Origin of the sequence: Qipengyuania sp. S6317L1 (assembly GCF_023015615.1) — a bacterium.
GTDB lineage: Bacteria > Pseudomonadota > Alphaproteobacteria > Sphingomonadales > Sphingomonadaceae > Erythrobacter.
Genome location: NZ_JALKAJ010000002.1, coordinates 589,962 through 604,907, shown reverse-complemented (window position 1 = coordinate 604,907; position 14,946 = coordinate 589,962). Strand labels below are relative to the sequence as shown.

At 57.9% G+C, this 14,946-nt stretch carries 11 protein-coding genes and 1 tRNA gene; 8 read left to right on the top strand and 4 right to left on the bottom strand.

All coding sequences use genetic code 11. The features are described from left to right. Positions 1 to 6 precede the first annotated feature (6 nt). Positions 7 to 282 carry a hypothetical protein gene (locus MWU38_RS04225; RefSeq protein ID WP_247270575.1) on the bottom strand — a complete coding sequence of 92 codons (276 nt, stop codon included), beginning with the start codon at positions 280 to 282 and terminating at the stop codon, positions 7 to 9. 260 nt (positions 283 to 542) lie between these two features. On the opposite strand from MWU38_RS04225, the gene MWU38_RS04220 reads away from it, so the two are divergent. From MWU38_RS04220 to MWU38_RS04210, 3 genes are read left to right on the top strand one after another with little or no spacing between them, the layout of a single operon-like run. Continuing rightward, entirely contained in the window at positions 543 to 1,073 is a 531-nt protein-coding gene (locus tag MWU38_RS04220) for a 2Fe-2S iron-sulfur cluster-binding protein (RefSeq protein ID WP_247270574.1), read from the top strand. After that, complete coding sequence (locus MWU38_RS04215) at positions 1,070 to 2,056, top strand: xanthine dehydrogenase family protein subunit M (protein WP_247270573.1); 987 nt, start codon at positions 1,070 to 1,072, stop codon at positions 2,054 to 2,056. Before MWU38_RS04220 ends, MWU38_RS04215 begins: the two co-directional genes overlap by 4 nt. Then, the gene (locus MWU38_RS04210) at positions 2,053 to 4,206 is read left to right on the top strand and encodes a xanthine dehydrogenase family protein molybdopterin-binding subunit (RefSeq protein WP_247270572.1); all 2,154 of its coding nucleotides are present in this window, start codon (positions 2,053 to 2,055) and stop codon (positions 4,204 to 4,206) included. Before MWU38_RS04215 ends, MWU38_RS04210 begins: the two co-directional genes overlap by 4 nt. Positions 4,207 to 4,769: 563 nt before the next feature. Here MWU38_RS04210 and MWU38_RS04205 read toward each other — a convergent pair. After that, a tRNA-Ser gene (locus MWU38_RS04205) sits at positions 4,770 to 4,860 on the bottom strand. Positions 4,861 to 5,226: 366 nt separating this feature from the next. Here MWU38_RS04205 and MWU38_RS04200 point away from each other — a divergent pair. The 5 genes from MWU38_RS04200 (at position 5,227) to MWU38_RS04180 (ending at position 13,263) form a co-directional block, all read left to right on the top strand. Next, positions 5,227 to 6,144 (top strand): DUF1134 domain-containing protein, encoded by a 918-nt coding sequence (locus MWU38_RS04200; RefSeq protein ID WP_247270571.1) that lies wholly within the window; start codon positions 5,227 to 5,229, stop codon positions 6,142 to 6,144. 82 nt (positions 6,145 to 6,226) lie between these two features. Next, complete coding sequence (locus MWU38_RS04195; RefSeq protein ID WP_247270570.1) at positions 6,227 to 7,417, top strand: aromatic amino acid transaminase; 1,191 nt, start codon at positions 6,227 to 6,229, stop codon at positions 7,415 to 7,417. A gap of 195 nt (positions 7,418 to 7,612) precedes the next feature. Further along, positions 7,613 to 8,539, top strand: a complete 927-nt coding sequence (locus tag MWU38_RS04190) for a hypothetical protein (RefSeq protein WP_247270569.1) — start codon at positions 7,613 to 7,615, stop codon at positions 8,537 to 8,539. 425 nt (positions 8,540 to 8,964) lie between these two features. Beyond that, complete coding sequence (locus MWU38_RS04185; RefSeq protein ID WP_247270568.1) at positions 8,965 to 9,945, top strand: OmpA family protein; 981 nt, start codon at positions 8,965 to 8,967, stop codon at positions 9,943 to 9,945. A 186-nt stretch (positions 9,946 to 10,131) separates the two neighbouring features. After that, positions 10,132 to 13,263, top strand: a complete 3,132-nt coding sequence (locus tag MWU38_RS04180) for a hypothetical protein (protein WP_247270567.1) — start codon at positions 10,132 to 10,134, stop codon at positions 13,261 to 13,263. 76 nt (positions 13,264 to 13,339) lie between these two features. Here the strand turns inward: MWU38_RS04180 and MWU38_RS04175 are convergent, their stop codons facing one another. Then, complete coding sequence (locus MWU38_RS04175; RefSeq protein WP_247270566.1) at positions 13,340 to 13,963, bottom strand: riboflavin synthase; 624 nt, start codon at positions 13,961 to 13,963, stop codon at positions 13,340 to 13,342. 14 nt (positions 13,964 to 13,977) lie between these two features. Then, positions 13,978 to 14,937, bottom strand: a complete 960-nt coding sequence (ribD, locus tag MWU38_RS04170; protein WP_247270565.1) for a bifunctional diaminohydroxyphosphoribosylaminopyrimidine deaminase/5-amino-6-(5-phosphoribosylamino)uracil reductase RibD — start codon at positions 14,935 to 14,937, stop codon at positions 13,978 to 13,980. Between the last annotated feature and the right edge of the window lie 9 nt (positions 14,938 to 14,946).

The window sequence follows — 14,946 nt, the reverse complement described above, 5'->3', positions numbered from 1 at the left end:
TGTTTGTTATTCCATCGGCTGGAGGGAGGATGTTCGTTGCGCATTGCGCGCCGGGTTGAGCATGTAGCGCCACACGCCCCACGCGTTGATGATCAATAGCACGCCATTCATGACGGCGATCGGCATCGCATCTTCGATAAAGCCTGAGACAATCCAGAGAGACGATACGACGCAAAAGAGAACGAAACCCCAGCCGGTAACCTTGCGACTGATATCCAAGGCGATAAGTCCGGCAGCAAGGATCGTGCCGATCGACGCCGTCCATTCAAGCGCCCCGTTCATTTTGTGGGGGAACCTGAATTCTTGAACGAGGCGGGATCTGCAAAGCCGTGCACAGTTTGCGAAAGTTGTCGCACGGCTGATGTGATTTTGCGCAAGGTCAGCGACTGCGCCGATGGCAAGAGGTTATGCATGATCGTGTAACCATGCTGGATGCGCGTTCGGACCCAACCTAACATTTGTTGAAGGCTTAGCCGCTTGCCCGGGTCCTCCGTTCGATAAATTGGTTTGGATCAAATCAGTGCGATGGGTGTTGAACAATCATGCTAGACAAATCCGGAACAATAAACGTGAACGGCGAGCCCCACAGATCGCCCGAAGATCCGCGGCGAAGTTTGCTTGATTTCCTGCGCGAAGAATGCGGTCTTACGGGGACGAAGAAGGGCTGCGACCACGGACAATGCGGTGCTTGCACGGTTATTGTCGGCGGGCTTCGAATAAATTCGTGTCTCACGCTTGCTGTGATGCATGAGGGCGACGACGTCACCACGATCGAAGGGCTGGGCACGCCGGATAAACCCTCGCCGCTGCAGACAGCGTTTCACGATCATGATGGCTATCAATGTGGCTATTGCACGCCTGGACAAATATGTTCGGCAACAGCGATGCTTGACGAGATCGCGAACAATTGGCCCAGCGATGCGAGCGACGATCTTGGCGGTGCGATAGAGGCAACCGACGAGGAAATCCGCGAGCGGATGAGCGGCAATCTTTGCCGCTGCGGTGCTTATGCCAACATCGTGAAGGCCATCGCAGAGGTAGCGCATACATCAAACGGAGGCAGTGCGGAATGAAGCCGTTCGAATACATTCGCCCCGACAGTCTGAAACATGCAGCACAATTAACCAGTGGTGAGAACGGCACCGCGATTGCCGGGGGCACGAACCTGCTCGACCTGATGAAGCTGCAGGTCGAAACACCCTCAAGGCTCATCGATCTTAACAGGCTGGGGCTGAAGGAGATCGCCGAGGCAGAAGATGGCATTCTGCGCATCGGCGCACTTGTCACCAACAGCGAGGCAGCCGCGCACCCACGCATCCGGTCGGATTATCCGGCCCTCGCCCGCGCGATCCTCGCTGGAGCTACCCAACAGCTGCGCAACAAGGCGACCACCGGAGGCAATCTGTGCCAACGGACCCGGTGCTACTACTTCACCAATACCGATCAGCCTTGCAACAAGCGCGATCCGGGTTCGGGATGCGGTGCGATCAAGGGAGTGGCGAAACTTCACGCGGTGCTCGGCACCAGCGCGCAGTGTATCGCGACCTATCCGGGCGATATGGCGGTAGCGTTGAGCGCGCTTGATGCAAGTGTGGAAATCCTGACCGAGGCGGGTGAACAGCGAGTTGTTCCGGTGCGCGACTTCTACTTGCTGCCTGGCGATACCCCATGGCGTGAAAATGTGCTGGCCGCGGGCGAGATCATTACCGCGGTTACATTGCCGAGCCCGGTCGGGGGAACCCAGATATACCGCAAAGTGCGAGAACGATCATCCTATGCCTTCGCGCTCGTGTCGGTTGCGGCTATCGTGTCGGTCGAAGACGGTTTGTTCGCACGCGCTGATTTGGCATTTGGCGGGCTCGCTCACAAGCCATGGCACGATCCGCGCCTATCGGACTTGCTGGTCGGCTCCGCTCCGAGCGTCGAGCTCTTCGATCGGGCAGCTGACTTGCTTCTCGAAGATGCGCAAGGCTTCGGTGAGAACGACTTCAAGATACCACTCGCCCGGCGCACCCTGCGCGCCGTCTTGGCCGAAGCGACAGGAGTGGACGCATGAATGCGCATTTAAAGCAAGACGAACCGGTCGATGACAATTTTCTCGACAAGACCGGACAAGGTGAGGTTGGCAAACCGCTCTCGCGCGTGGAAGGTCTCGACAAGGTTACCGGCATTGTGCCCTATGCCGCTGAATACCGCTTGGACAACTGCGCCGAAGGTGTGCTGGTGCAGGCAACCATTACCAGAGGCCAGGTCACGCGCATCGATGCAGAAGCTGCGCTCGCGATGCCCGGCGTTATCACGGTCATAGAAGATGATCGCTTGTGCGCCCGCGCTGCTCAGGGGACCGCTGGCGAAGCACCGCAACAGGCTCCGCGCACGATTTGCTATTGGGGCCAGCCGATTGCGCTGGTTGTCGCAGAAAGCTTCGAACAAGCGCGCGATGCTGCGAAAACGATCAGGGTGGAATATCGCGAAGAGAATGGTGCGCCTCTCGACCCGACACTGGTTGATGCTGAAGAGCAGGGCAATGAAACGGTCAACCAAGGCGACTTTGCGAAAGCTTTGTCGGAGGCACCGCATAGCGTCGATCTTAGAATTACGACTGAAGGGCACGCCAGTGCCGCGATGGAGCCACACGCAGCAACCGCCGATTGGGATGGCGATAAGCTGACCGTGCGCGCAGCGCTGCAGATGCTGAACTTTAATATCAGTGAGCTCGCCGATGCGCTTGGCCTCGACGAAAAACAGGTGCGCATCCTTGCTCCTTATGTGGGTGGCGGGTTCGGTTCGAAGCTCGGCGTCAGTCAGGAAACGGTCGCTGCCTCGCTTGCGGCGATGCAGCTTGGTCGCCCGGTGCGCGTCGTCATGACCCGGCAACAGGTGTTCCAGACTGTCATGCGTCGCTCCGAGACGTCGCAGCGGCTGCGTCTCGCTTGCGATGACGAGGGAAAACTCACCGCTTTCGGCCATGAAGCGCTCGTCTCCAATCTGCCCGGCGAGGGGTTCGCCGAACCGGTCTTGCAAAGCTCCCATTTTCTCTATGCAGCGCCCAACCGTAAACTGCAGCTTGATGTCGCTCGCGTTCACCGGATGACGGCTGGCTCTGTTCGCGCTCCGGGTGAAGCGGTCGGAATGCCTGCGCTCGAAGCAGCGATGGACGAGCTGGCCGAGAAAGCCGGAGTTGATCCGGTCGAGTTCCGGCTGATGAATATACCCGAGCGCGATCCCGAACAGGACTTGCCGTTCTCCTCCCACAAGTTAGCCGAATGTCTCGAACAGGGTGCCAGGGCATTCGGTTGGGCGCGCGGTGAGCGCAAGCCTCGACAGCGGTTGGAAGGCGAATGGTGGATCGGCACCGGCGTTGCCAGCGCAGCGAGAGTTCATAATGTCGGGGAAGCCAAGGCCCGCGTCACGGTGCGCCCTGACGGCACAGTGTGCGTGCAAACCGACATGACTGACATCGGCACGGGCACTTATACGATTCTTGCTCAAATCGCCTCAGAAATGCTCGTGGTTCCCGTCGAGGATGTGCTGGTGGAATTGGGCGACACCGAATTTCCGCGAGGTCCCGGATCGGGTGGCAGCTGGGGCGCGGCCTCTATAGGTTCTGCCGTCTTTCTCGCGTGCAAGGAGCTGCGCTCACAAATCGAAAGCAAAACCGGCCAGCCGATCAAGGACGCTAGCCTTGGCGATGCGCTCGGGGGCGAGGAATTGTCCTGTGAAGGTCACTACGAACCCGGCGATGTCAAAAGCGACTACACCTCGTCGGGCTTCGGAGCCTTTTTTGCCGAGGTGCGGGTCAATCGTTTCACCGGCGAGGTGAGGGTGAACCGCATGCTTGGCGCTTTCGGGTTCGGCCGCGTCCTCAATGAAAAGACGGCCCGATCGCAATGCATCGGCGGGATCACCTGGAGCATTGGCGTGGCCTTGACCGAGGCTTTAATGTTTGACCCCAACGATGGACATTTGGTGAATTGCGATCTTGCCGAATATCATGTGCCGGTAAATCGCGACGTACCCGAGCTTGAGGTTATCATGGTCGAAGAACGCGATCCCGTCGCCAGTCCGATTCAGGCTAAAGGGATCGGCGAACTGGGCATGTGCGGCGGGGCTGCGGCGATTGCGAATGCGATCTACAATGCTTGCGGCGCACGGCTGTACGATTATCCGATGACGCCCGATCGCGTGATCGCCGTGTTGGATTAGGTCGAGCGCTGTACGGCGACAGGAGCACCGCATCCAAAATTTAGCGCTGATGGCACTCGCGCCAGTCACTTTCGGAATATTGATGCCGACGGCGCATAATTCGATGCCGTCCCATTGGAGGTCTTGCCGTCATCGCAGAAAAGAACTTTCGCGATAGCCGATGAGATGCTTCACGATCGGCTCGAACCTTTTTCGCAAACTAAAGTGCGCTTTGCAGGCACCAAACGGGGATAGACCCGCGGTGTGTTGATCGGCGAACAGTTCGCTCCGGGTGATTCCCGACTTGTCGACCTGATTGTCGCTATGCGAACCGGTGGCCCTGCCCATTTTGAAAGGTCTGCGGAAGAGCATGCATACATGCGCGAAGACTTATTCGACGAGACCGGTTCGGACTACAACCGGTTCGACTATCTTGGTGAGTGGCACTTGCACCCTTTCGACCTGCCGCACGAAGAGGTTGAGTGGATCGACGACGCACGCAGCATTAGATACATCGAAAGTCAGAATAACTGGGAAAACGAGTACACTGACCAGGGTACAGAACGCGCTGAGGATTGTGTAAATGGCGGAGACGGAGGGATTCGAACCCTCGATACCCGTAGTGGGTATGGTTCCTTAGCAGGGAACTGGTTTCAGCCACTCACCCACGTCTCCGCACGACGCATGATATTGCGCTTGGCTGTGAGCGGGGGGCTATAGTCAACGCAATCAGGGGCGGCAAGGGGGCATTGTACGAGAATTTGTGCATCTTTACCCCTACTCTCATCGCGCGTTCATGATCGCATGGGCATCAAATGGTTGATCGTCTGTCAAGCGAGTGGGCGAAGGGCCACGTTTTCGACTCGCTTTATCGCGTTTTGGATTCGCTTGACCGACGCCCACTTGCCCATTGTTGCAATTGGGATTCTGTTTGGGGGTGGTTTTTAATCGGGGGCGTATTCAGAAGGGCTGGTCTGGCCCTTGAGAGCGGGCGGCGGGAGCGTTTCTTTTTCCGCGCGCGCGGCGCGAGAGGTGTGTGAAATGCAAAAGTCTGCCGTCAACCAAACTGGGAACCCAAAGCTGCTCAGCCTCGCCGGTCTCCTGGCCGCTTTCGCGATGATGGTCGCGGGGTTTGCTCTGCCGGCCTACGCGCAGGAGGTGGAAACATTCGATCCGGACGACGCCTTCGGATCGGCCGCGCCGCAATCCGACCCGGGCTTTGACACATTCGGTCCAGTTCGAAATGTCGAGGACGGGGCGACGACCGCACCGGACCAGTCGCCAGATGTCATCCGCCAACCCGGTTATCGCACTGCTCCCTCGCTCGACCCGGTGACCGGCCAATCCGCGCCTGCAGATAATCCAGGCGGTGCAGAGCCTTCTGGCGGCAATTTCTCGAACGAGTATTCGGGCGATACCGGCGTGACGGCGTATGCACCGGACGGCGTTCCACAAAATCAAGCAGCGCAAAATAGCGGAACGTACGGAGAAGACGATCTTATAGGTGCAGCTGAAGGGGTGTTCGGGAAAGGCGCACAAGGTCTTGCAAAGATGATCGAAAATCTGCTGCGCGATCAGGGCGAGCCCAATGGCTATATCGTCGGGCGCGAGGCCGGCGGCGCCTTCGTGTTCGGTGCGCGCTACGGTTCGGGAACCTTGCACCACAAGATCGAAGGTGAGCGCAAGGTCTATTGGCGCGGTCCATCGCTCGGCCTTGATGCAGGCGCGAACGCGGCCAACACCTTTGTCCTTGTCTATAATTTGTATGACAGCGAGGATCTCTTCCGCCGCTATGGTGCGGGCGAGGGACAAGCCTATTTGATCGGTGGTTTGCACGCGAGCTATATGCGTCGCGGCGATGTAGTGCTGATCCCTATCCGCGTAGGCGCGGGGCTGAGGCTTGGCGTCAATGCTGGCTATATGAAATTCTCTGAAAAGCAGAACTGGCTACCGTTCTAAAGGGTGCCTTTGCGCCATGCATAGGTAGTCTGTGCGCTAATCATGGTTGCAGCGCGCGCTTGCATGGGTAAGAGGTTGGCCCATGCTTCAAAGACTCGAACAGCAAGCCCCCGACGCACTTCTCGCGCTGATTAAGCTCTACGCCGATGACACGCGCAGCGACAAGATTGACCTTGGCGTTGGCGTCTATCGCACTGGGCAAGGCGACACCCCTGTTTTCGGCGCTATCAAGGGCGCGGAAAAATGGCTGGTCGAGAATCAGGACAGCAAATCCTATCTGGGGCCGGAGGGCGACCTGGGCTTTGTCCATGCGTTGATGCCGTATATTTTTGGCTCTGATGCGACGATGGGCGGACGCCTTGAAGGGATGCAAACTCCGGGCGGGACGGGCGCGGTGCGGCTCGCCGTCGCCCTTGCCAAGCAAATGGGTGTGACAAAACTTCACATGGGCACACCCAGCTGGCCCAATCACGCACAGATCATCAAGGACATCGATCTCGATTGGCAAGCGTTCGACCATGCCAATGCCGATGGAACCGCCAATATCGACGCCGTGCTCGCTGCTATCAATGGCGCAGGCAAGGGCGAGGCGGTGTTGCTTCACGGCTGCTGTCATAACCCGACCGGCATTGATTACACGATCGACCAATGGGAAGCGATCGGCGATGCTCTGGCCTCGTCCGGCACGTTCCCTATTATCGACACCGCCTATCAGGGCCTTGGTGAAGGGATGGACGAAGACGCCGCCGGAATGCGCAGCGTTCTGGCCAAAGTGCCCGAGGCATTCATCTGTTATTCGTGCGACAAGAATTTCGGTATGTACCGCGACCGTGTGGGCGCGTTCTACATTATGGCCGAAAAGGGTGACGAGGGCAGCGAAACCCTGGAAAAGGCCTTTTCCAACGCCAACGCTTTGGCGCGGGCAAGCTGGTCGATGCCGCCTGATCACGGTGCGGCAGCGGTGCGTGTTATCCTGCGCGATACGGCACTGACGCAAGAGTGGCTTGATGAGGTTGCTATGATGCGCGCGCGGATGCGCGAGGTACGCGAATATCTGGGCAAGGCAGGCATGGCGGGCTCGGTCGACTTCGCGCCTCTTGCACAGCAAAACGGCCTTTTCTCCATGCTTCCCGTGACCAAGGAGCAGGTGCAGGCGCTTCGCGAGGACCACGGCGTTTACATGGCGGGATCGGGCCGCATCAATATTGCCGGGCTCACCATGGACAATATCGACAAGTTCATCGCCGCTGTTGCAGATGTGACTGGCTCGTAATTCCAACCGAGCACTCGCGAGAACTCGCGACCAGTTGCGCCGGCAGCGCCGTTGTTAATCCGTGTCACCGCTAACTCGATGTCAAGTTGCCACCAGAATGGAGGCAATGTGGCAAATACTGAGGGAGGGACCTGAGGCGAATTAACCGGACTGGTGCCAATTTTGGAAAGGATCACAACGAAAGGCTCCTTTCCCATGAAGCGTATTACTCTGGTTGCTGTCTCGCTGACGGCGCTCATCACTCCCGCAATGGCTTCGGCACAAGCTGATGTGACAATCAATCAGACAGGTTTGGATCACTCAGTCACGATCAACCAAGTCGAAGATGTCCTCAATTCGATCACGATCACGCAGGGCCAGAACGAACAACGTGCGCAGGTCCGGCAGACAATGCCGGGCGGCAGCAACACCACCGTCATCAGCCAGGGTGAAATCGGCGGCATCGGCCAGAACGAGACCGAAATTCGCCAGACCGGTTCGAACAACTTGGGTTCCGTCACTCAGAACTCGTCGACCAACATCATGCTGGCGACGCAGGATGGTTCCGGTAACACCCTGACCACCAATCAAGGTTTTGTAGATGGGGCGGGCGCAGATGGCGTTGGCAACAGCATCCTTGCCCGCCAGAACGGCGACGACAACGTTATTACCGTGCGCCAGAACTTTGAAGTGCTCGGCTCGGGCAATGATGTCGATATCTTTCAGGACAGCGCCGATAACGAAGTGACCATCGACCAGGAAGGGTCGAACAACACCGCTTTTGTCTTGCAAGGCGATTTGGCTGGGGTTGGCCTGAATACGGCAACCATCACGCAGATCGGTTCGGGCAATCTCACCGCGATCGGTCAGAACAGCACGGGTAATGTCGCGGTTGGCACGCAGACGGGCAACAACAACCAACTCTTCATCGATCAGGGGTTTAACAATGGCACCGGCCTTGGCGGTGATGGCAATTATGCCGAAGGCATCCAGACGGGCGACAACAACACGCTCGAGATTACGCAGAACGTGACCACAAGCGGCTCTGGCAACAGCGCTATCATTCGCCAGATCGGCAACGGTTTTGATCTCGTCATCAATCAGGAAGGCAGCGGCATGACGGTCGATATGACCCAGATGTGACAATTCAGCGCTTGGTACGGGTATCCAGCTAGGAGCGCGTCGGGGCGCAAGGGAGACAGGATCTTCCTTGCGCCCTTATTCTTGGCGGGCCCTGAGCGCGCAGAACAAAGCGTCTGGTCGATGCGCCGTCTGTCGCTCGATGTCGCCTCACCGCATGAGTGCCACTGGATAACCGGGCAATGCGTCGCTGCTTCGGGGCCATTCATCTGGTAGCAAGGTGCCGATTATCAGGGGAAGGGCATCGTTGACTTGCAGGGCCGCTTCTTGTGGCCCTAGTTATGGCGAAGCAACCGTTTCTTGAATGGGGGGAGGGCGATTTGCCTTCGCAATAAAGAACGGGGCGCAAAGGGTCTGTTCCCAGACCCTGCGGGCTCTGAAGTGGGGCGTTATTGCGTATGGCGTTGTCCGGATTTGAAGGACTGAACATGATGAATTTGAACTCGATCACCTCTGCCAAGTTTGGCAACCGCACACTTTGCACTGCGGCCGCTTTGTCTCTCCCTCTGGCGCTGGGCTCACTCGCGGGAGCAGCCTCGGCGCAAGAGGTGCGCCCTGTACCATCTGCAAACGGCCAAACCGAAGTGCTCACCACCGTCACGGCGCCTGCACCGGGCGCATTCGAAGACATGGTGGTCGGCCCTGATGTTGAGGGCTTTATCTCCGATCGCAGGGGCAACCGGGTCGAAGTGACCACGGAAGCCGGTGAGGTGGTAAATGTGATGCTGACGAATGAAACCAGCGTACAGGCGCGCGGCGGTTTTCTTGGGCTGGCCTCTAAAAAGCTGGGTTTCGATGCGCTTTTGAGTGGCCTTCCTGTAAAGGTTGATACGCGCCAATGGGATGGCGGGCTCGTTGCTGAGCGCGTGCGCTTTTCGGGCAATGACTTCGAAACCGCGCAAATGATTGCCCAAGGCACCGACGGGCGCTTCACACGCAACGAGGCGCAAATCGAAGCCAACGCGCAGGCCGCTGAACAATTGCGTGGCCGCTTTGGCGATATTGACCAATACAATGTCAAATCGACCACCAATGTCTATTTCGACACTGGCCGTTCAAAGCTTGATGCGCAGTCGCGCGGTGTTTTGTGCGATGCTGCGGCTCGGGCCAACCAGATCGACAACGCGCTTCTTCTGGTGGTGGGATATACCGATTCAACCGGCAGCCAGGATCTTAATCAGCGCCTTTCTGAAAAGCGTGCGGGCGCGGTTGTGAACTACCTTCAACAGCAATGCGGATGGGCACCTTACCGGATGCTAACACCGACCGGAATGTCCGAGTCGAATCCGGTTGCAGACAATTCCACAGCGCAAGGAAAGGCTCAAAACCGCCGTGTTGCTGTAAATGTTCTGGTATCGAAAAGCGTCGATGGCTTTGGCGATGAACCAGGGCGGACCGCTCGCCGATAATTTACAAATAGCTGGAATCATTGGGAAAGGGCGGCCGCGCGATTGTGCGTGCCGCCCTTTTGCCATTCTGGGACATGATCGAGTTTCCCTGACCTTGGTGTGTAAGTGCACTTGCGTATGGTTACCCGTGTGTTAGCTATTTCACATTCTAGCGCCGAGTTCGGCGTGAGTTTGGGGGGAATATTGATGAAGAAATCCGCATTGTTGGGCGTAAGTATACTTGCTCTGTCAGCAGCAGCTCCGGCTGCCGCTCAGAACCAGAGTACGGTTACGCAAACCGGAAACAACAGCACTGTTGATGTGACGCAAGCGGGCCCCGATGGGGGCAACGATTCAACTGTCGACCAGAGCGCCGATGATAGCAATGTCACGATTAATCAGGAAGGTTTCGATCTCGATCTCGACACCATCACGAACACGAGCAACGTAACCCAGGCGGGCGCCAATCAAGATGTGCAGTCGACCCAGGTCGGTGACAATCAGGATTCGTCGATTGTCCAGAGCGGGGTCGATATGGAAGTCCTGCTCACCCAGGGCGGGGTCGGTAACTCTTCCACGATCAGCCAATCAGACACCGACAACTTTGCCGATGTTTTTCAGAATGGCGATGACAACATCTCGAACATCACCCAGTCCGACGAAGATGGCACAATCGATGTCGATCAGACCGGCGAACGACTGACCAGCACAATTTTCCAGCAGGATGACAACAATCAGAACGCTGTCGTCACTCAGTCGAGCACCGACAACACCTCAACCATCACACAGCGCGCCTCGAACAGCGATGCCTTTGTGACGCAGACGGGCGAGGCCAACACCTCGACGATTTTGCAGGGCAATATCTCTGACAACCAGACCGCGACCATCCTCCAAACGGGTGATCGCAATACCTCTGATGTGCAGCAGGGTTTTGATGTGTCGGGCCCGCTCGACGATGATAACGAAACCTTCGTAACGCAAAACGGCGATGACAACCTTGCCGTGGTGCGCCAGATTAACGAGCGCAATCTCGCAGATATCCTTCAGGATGGTGACCGCAACGTAGCGCGGGTTGAAAGCCAGGGTAACGGTGTTTCCGGCGGCGGCAACGAAGACAACATTGCCGACATTGACCAGTTTGGAGACGACAACTTTGCCTCGGTAAACCAGCCTGGTGAAGACGGCGTGTTCAATGTGGTTCAAAACGGCTTCAACAGCTCATCCACCGGCCTTCAGTCGGGCAGCGGCGATACCGCAACCGTCACCCAGAACGGTGAATTTGACAGCTCGAATGTCGAACAATCGGGCTCCGGCAACGTGGCCACGGTAACGCAGGAAGGCTTTGACCTTGATCTGAGCGCGGCTGCAAACACCAGCACAGTGTTTCAATCAGGCACCGATGATACTGCGTCCGTTGATCAGGTCGGCGATAACCAAAGCTCGTTTATCGCACAAAGCGGCTCGGTCAGCACAGCCTCACTCGTTCAAGGTGGCATTGGCAACTCCTCTGGCATTACGCAGAGCGGTACCGATGTAACGGCCACAGTCACCCAGGACGGTGATGGAAACGTCTCGACAGTGACACAGGCTGATAGCCTGAGCGATGCCGTTGTCTCGCAAGCAGGCGACTTCGACACCTCAATCGTCGCGCAAACCGGCCTGGATCAACAGGCCAGCGTTGACCAGGCAGGCGAGACCGGCAGGAGCGAAGTCACGCAATCCGGCGACAGCAACCTCGCCGATGTATTCCAGCGCGGCGCTGAGAACACCTCGTTCATCACGCAGAGCGGGACTGACGGCAATGTCGACCTCGACCAGACGGGCGATGACAACTTCTCAAACGCTATTCAGGCTGGCCTCGAGGGCGATATTTTCGTCAATCAGTCGGGCGATACCAACAGCTCTATCGTGAATCAGCAAGGCGATGCCACCGGCTTCAACTTTGCAACCGTCGATCAATCGGGCGACGGCAACACGTCAGAGGTCGTGCAGTTCACCAACGGCAACAATGCCGGCGTGCTGCAAAGCGGCGATGATAACACTTCCTTCGCAACGCAGACGGGCACGGGCGAGACCGCCGATGTCGATCAGATTGGCGTGGGCGCAAGTTCGACCATTACCCAGGGCGGAACGGGCAATCTCGCAACGGTAAGTCAGGAAGGCATCGACCTTGACCTTTCCGGCGCTACCGACACCAGCCTGATTGCTCAAACCGGCTCGGGTCAAAACGCTGACCTCCTACAAATCGGCGATGCAAACAGCTCCACCATCGTCCAGAACAATGCTGACAATACCGCATCAGTCCTTACCGCCGGTATTGGCAACTCATCTGTCGTGACGCAGAATGGTACACTGGGCCTCGCCGAACTGGACCAGCAAGGTGATGGCAACTCGTCCATTGTTTCACAGGCAGGTGCCTCATCTGTTTCAACGATCAGCCAGCAATCGAACACCAGCACTTCCAATGTGAACCAGGCCGGTGACGAAGGCTTGGCGCTGGTGACGCAGACCGGTGACAACCAGACGGCCTCAATCGTTCAACTCACGACTGGCGTGCCCGTTGGTGATGTGAACAATGGTGCTTTGATTGAGCAAGGTGGCGATGGAAACACCGCCAATATCACTCAGTCCGGTGGCTTTGGTTCCTACTCCAATATCCTTGGCGCAACGGGCCAAAGCTCTGGTCAGATTGCTGAAGTCCGGCAGGATGGTAGCACCAACACCGGCACAGTATCGCAGTCGGGCGTTTCCAACATTGGTCGCTTCACCCAATTGGGCGACAATAACACCGCCACAGTTGGTCAAACAGGCGATGACTCTGATTCGACCTTTGGTCAGACTGGTGACGGGAACTTTGCTAGCGTAAGCCAGGCATTGACTGCGGTTCCCGGCGGAATTGCCTTCGCAGATCCAAACCAGAACGGAAACACCAACTCGGCAACGGTTACCCAAGACGGCACAGTCACTGGCTTCTTTACAACCAGAGCGCAGTCGAACCAGACCGGCGACGGCAACACATTGACCACCACCCAGTCGGGTACGGACGATACGGTCTTCATCGACCAGATCGGCAATGGCAATATCTCGACGGTGAACCAGCTCGCTGGCGGTATCAGCAACGAAGGCGACATCAACCAGACGGGCGATGATGGCATTTCGGAACTCACGCAATCTGGCACAGATCAGTTCGCTGAGCTGTTCCAGTCTGGTGATCTCAACACGAGCTTTATCACGCAAGGCGGATCGACCAACGTCGCGACTGTGACGCAGGCCACCGATGGCAACTTCTCCGGTGTCACCCAGAGCGGCACCGGCAACACGGCGACAGTCACGCAGTAATCGTCGGGCCAAAGCCTAACAAAAAGGGGCGGGAAAGCGTTTTGCTCTCCCGCCCCTTTTGTGTGTCCGGCCGGTCTCAGTTTTGCGCCGCGAGCCCCTGCATACGCTTCAAGTACCGCGCGAGCACATCAATCTCGAGATTGACCTGATCGCCTGCTTCAAGCGCGCCCAGTGTCGTCACTTCGGCGGTGTGCGGGATGATGTTGAGCATGAAATCGCATGCCCCATCGGCCTGATCTTCCACCTCGTTGACGGTAAGCGAGACACCGTTGACAGTGATTGAGCCTTTGCCTGCGATGTAAGGTGCCATCTCTTGAGGGGCGCGGATGATCAGTTTCCAACTGTCTCCGATCACTTCGCCAGAGACGACTTCACCCACGCAATCGACATGTCCTGTGACAATATGCCCACCAAGTTCGTCGCCAAGGCGCAAGGATGGCTCAAGATTGAGCTTTGCGCCCTTTTCCCACATGCCGGAGTGCGTGCGGCTAACAGTTTCGCCTGAAACATCGACATCGAACCACGCATCGCCCGGTTCGCCGCCTTTCGCTACGACCGTCAGGCACACGCCAGAACAGGCAATCGAGGCGCCGATATCAATGCGCGCCGGGTCAAAAGGCGCGGTGATGCGCAAGCGCAAATCGCCGCGTTGTTGGGCCTCGGCGACAGTGCCGATAGCGGTAACAATTCCAGTGAACATGTCGGCTTTTCCTTTTAACGGGTCCGCACATAAGAGGTGAAGGCGTCGCTGCCAAGCTGACGCGTTTCGGCCAGCGCCCAGCGACCATGCGCATCTCCAAGCGCCTCGAGCCCGATATCGCCCAGAGCGCTTCTGCCGCATCCGATCACTATTGGCGCGCGGTAAAGGTGAATTTCATCAACGAGGTCCTGGGCAAGAAAGCTCGCGGCGGCCTCGGCACCCCCTTCGAGATACAATGTTTGCACCCCTTCGAGCGCATTGATCTGAGCCGGCTCATTGATGACACGAACACCATCGGGGGCAACGCCGCGCGAAAGAAGCACGCGATCAGGTGAACGCTCTTCGAGGCCGGGCAAGCGCACATCAAGCCGCGGCTTGTCAGCGCGCCACGTGCCGCCACCGACAAGTATCGCGTCTTGCCGGGCGCGCTGCGCATGGACATGGGCTCGCGCGCGATCGCTGGTAATCCACCGGCTGGTCCCGTCCGCCATCGCGATCTGACCATCCAGACTGGTCGCAAGTTTGAGCGTTACATAGGGACGGCCCAAGGTTTCGCGGGTCAAAAAGCCGCAAAGGCTTTTGCGCGAAGCGTCGTCCTCAAGCAGCACCACCTCAATCCCGGCCTTACGAAGCCGCTCGATCCCCTGGCCATTGGTGCGCGGGTCGGGGTCAAGCTGGCCGACGACGACCCTGTCGGGTTTCGCTTGAGCTACGAGGTGAGAGCAGGCTGGCCCCCGTTCGGATTCGTGTGCGCACGGTTCGAGTGTGACATACATCGTCATCCCCGCTGCCGAATTCGGCTTGCCTTGATCGGCAATACTTCCGAGCGCCAGAGCTTCTGCATGTGGGCGCCCGCCTGATTGGGTGAACCCGCGCGAGATCACGCGGCCATCCTTTACCAATATCGCCGCAACTCCGGGGTTGGGCCTGCAAAGGGGGTAAGCGCGCGCGGCCAGACGCGCGGTGGCCGCCATCCACTCGGC

What these genes read in the sequence shown, in the direction of transcription:
- MWU38_RS04180 (WP_247270567.1), top strand. Translation starts at nt 10,132, where the DNA reads ATGAAGAAATCCGCATTGTTGGGCGTAAGTATACTTGCTCTGTCAGCA.
- MWU38_RS04175 (WP_247270566.1), bottom strand. Translation starts at nt 13,963, where the DNA reads ATGTTCACTGGAATTGTTACCGCTATCGGCACTGTCGCCGAGGCCCAA.
- ribD (WP_247270565.1), bottom strand. Translation starts at nt 14,937, where the DNA reads ATGGCGGCCACCGCGCGTCTGGCCGCGCGCGCTTACCCCCTTTGCAGG.
- MWU38_RS04200 (WP_247270571.1), top strand. Translation starts at nt 5,227, where the DNA reads ATGCAAAAGTCTGCCGTCAACCAAACTGGGAACCCAAAGCTGCTCAGC.
- MWU38_RS04220 (WP_247270574.1), top strand. Translation starts at nt 543, where the DNA reads ATGCTAGACAAATCCGGAACAATAAACGTGAACGGCGAGCCCCACAGA.
- MWU38_RS04210 (WP_247270572.1), top strand. Translation starts at nt 2,053, where the DNA reads ATGAATGCGCATTTAAAGCAAGACGAACCGGTCGATGACAATTTTCTC.
- MWU38_RS04215 (WP_247270573.1), top strand. Translation starts at nt 1,070, where the DNA reads ATGAAGCCGTTCGAATACATTCGCCCCGACAGTCTGAAACATGCAGCA.
- MWU38_RS04225 (WP_247270575.1), bottom strand. Translation starts at nt 282, where the DNA reads ATGAACGGGGCGCTTGAATGGACGGCGTCGATCGGCACGATCCTTGCT.
- MWU38_RS04185 (WP_247270568.1), top strand. Translation starts at nt 8,965, where the DNA reads ATGATGAATTTGAACTCGATCACCTCTGCCAAGTTTGGCAACCGCACA.
- MWU38_RS04195 (WP_247270570.1), top strand. Translation starts at nt 6,227, where the DNA reads ATGCTTCAAAGACTCGAACAGCAAGCCCCCGACGCACTTCTCGCGCTG.
- MWU38_RS04190 (WP_247270569.1), top strand. Translation starts at nt 7,613, where the DNA reads ATGAAGCGTATTACTCTGGTTGCTGTCTCGCTGACGGCGCTCATCACT.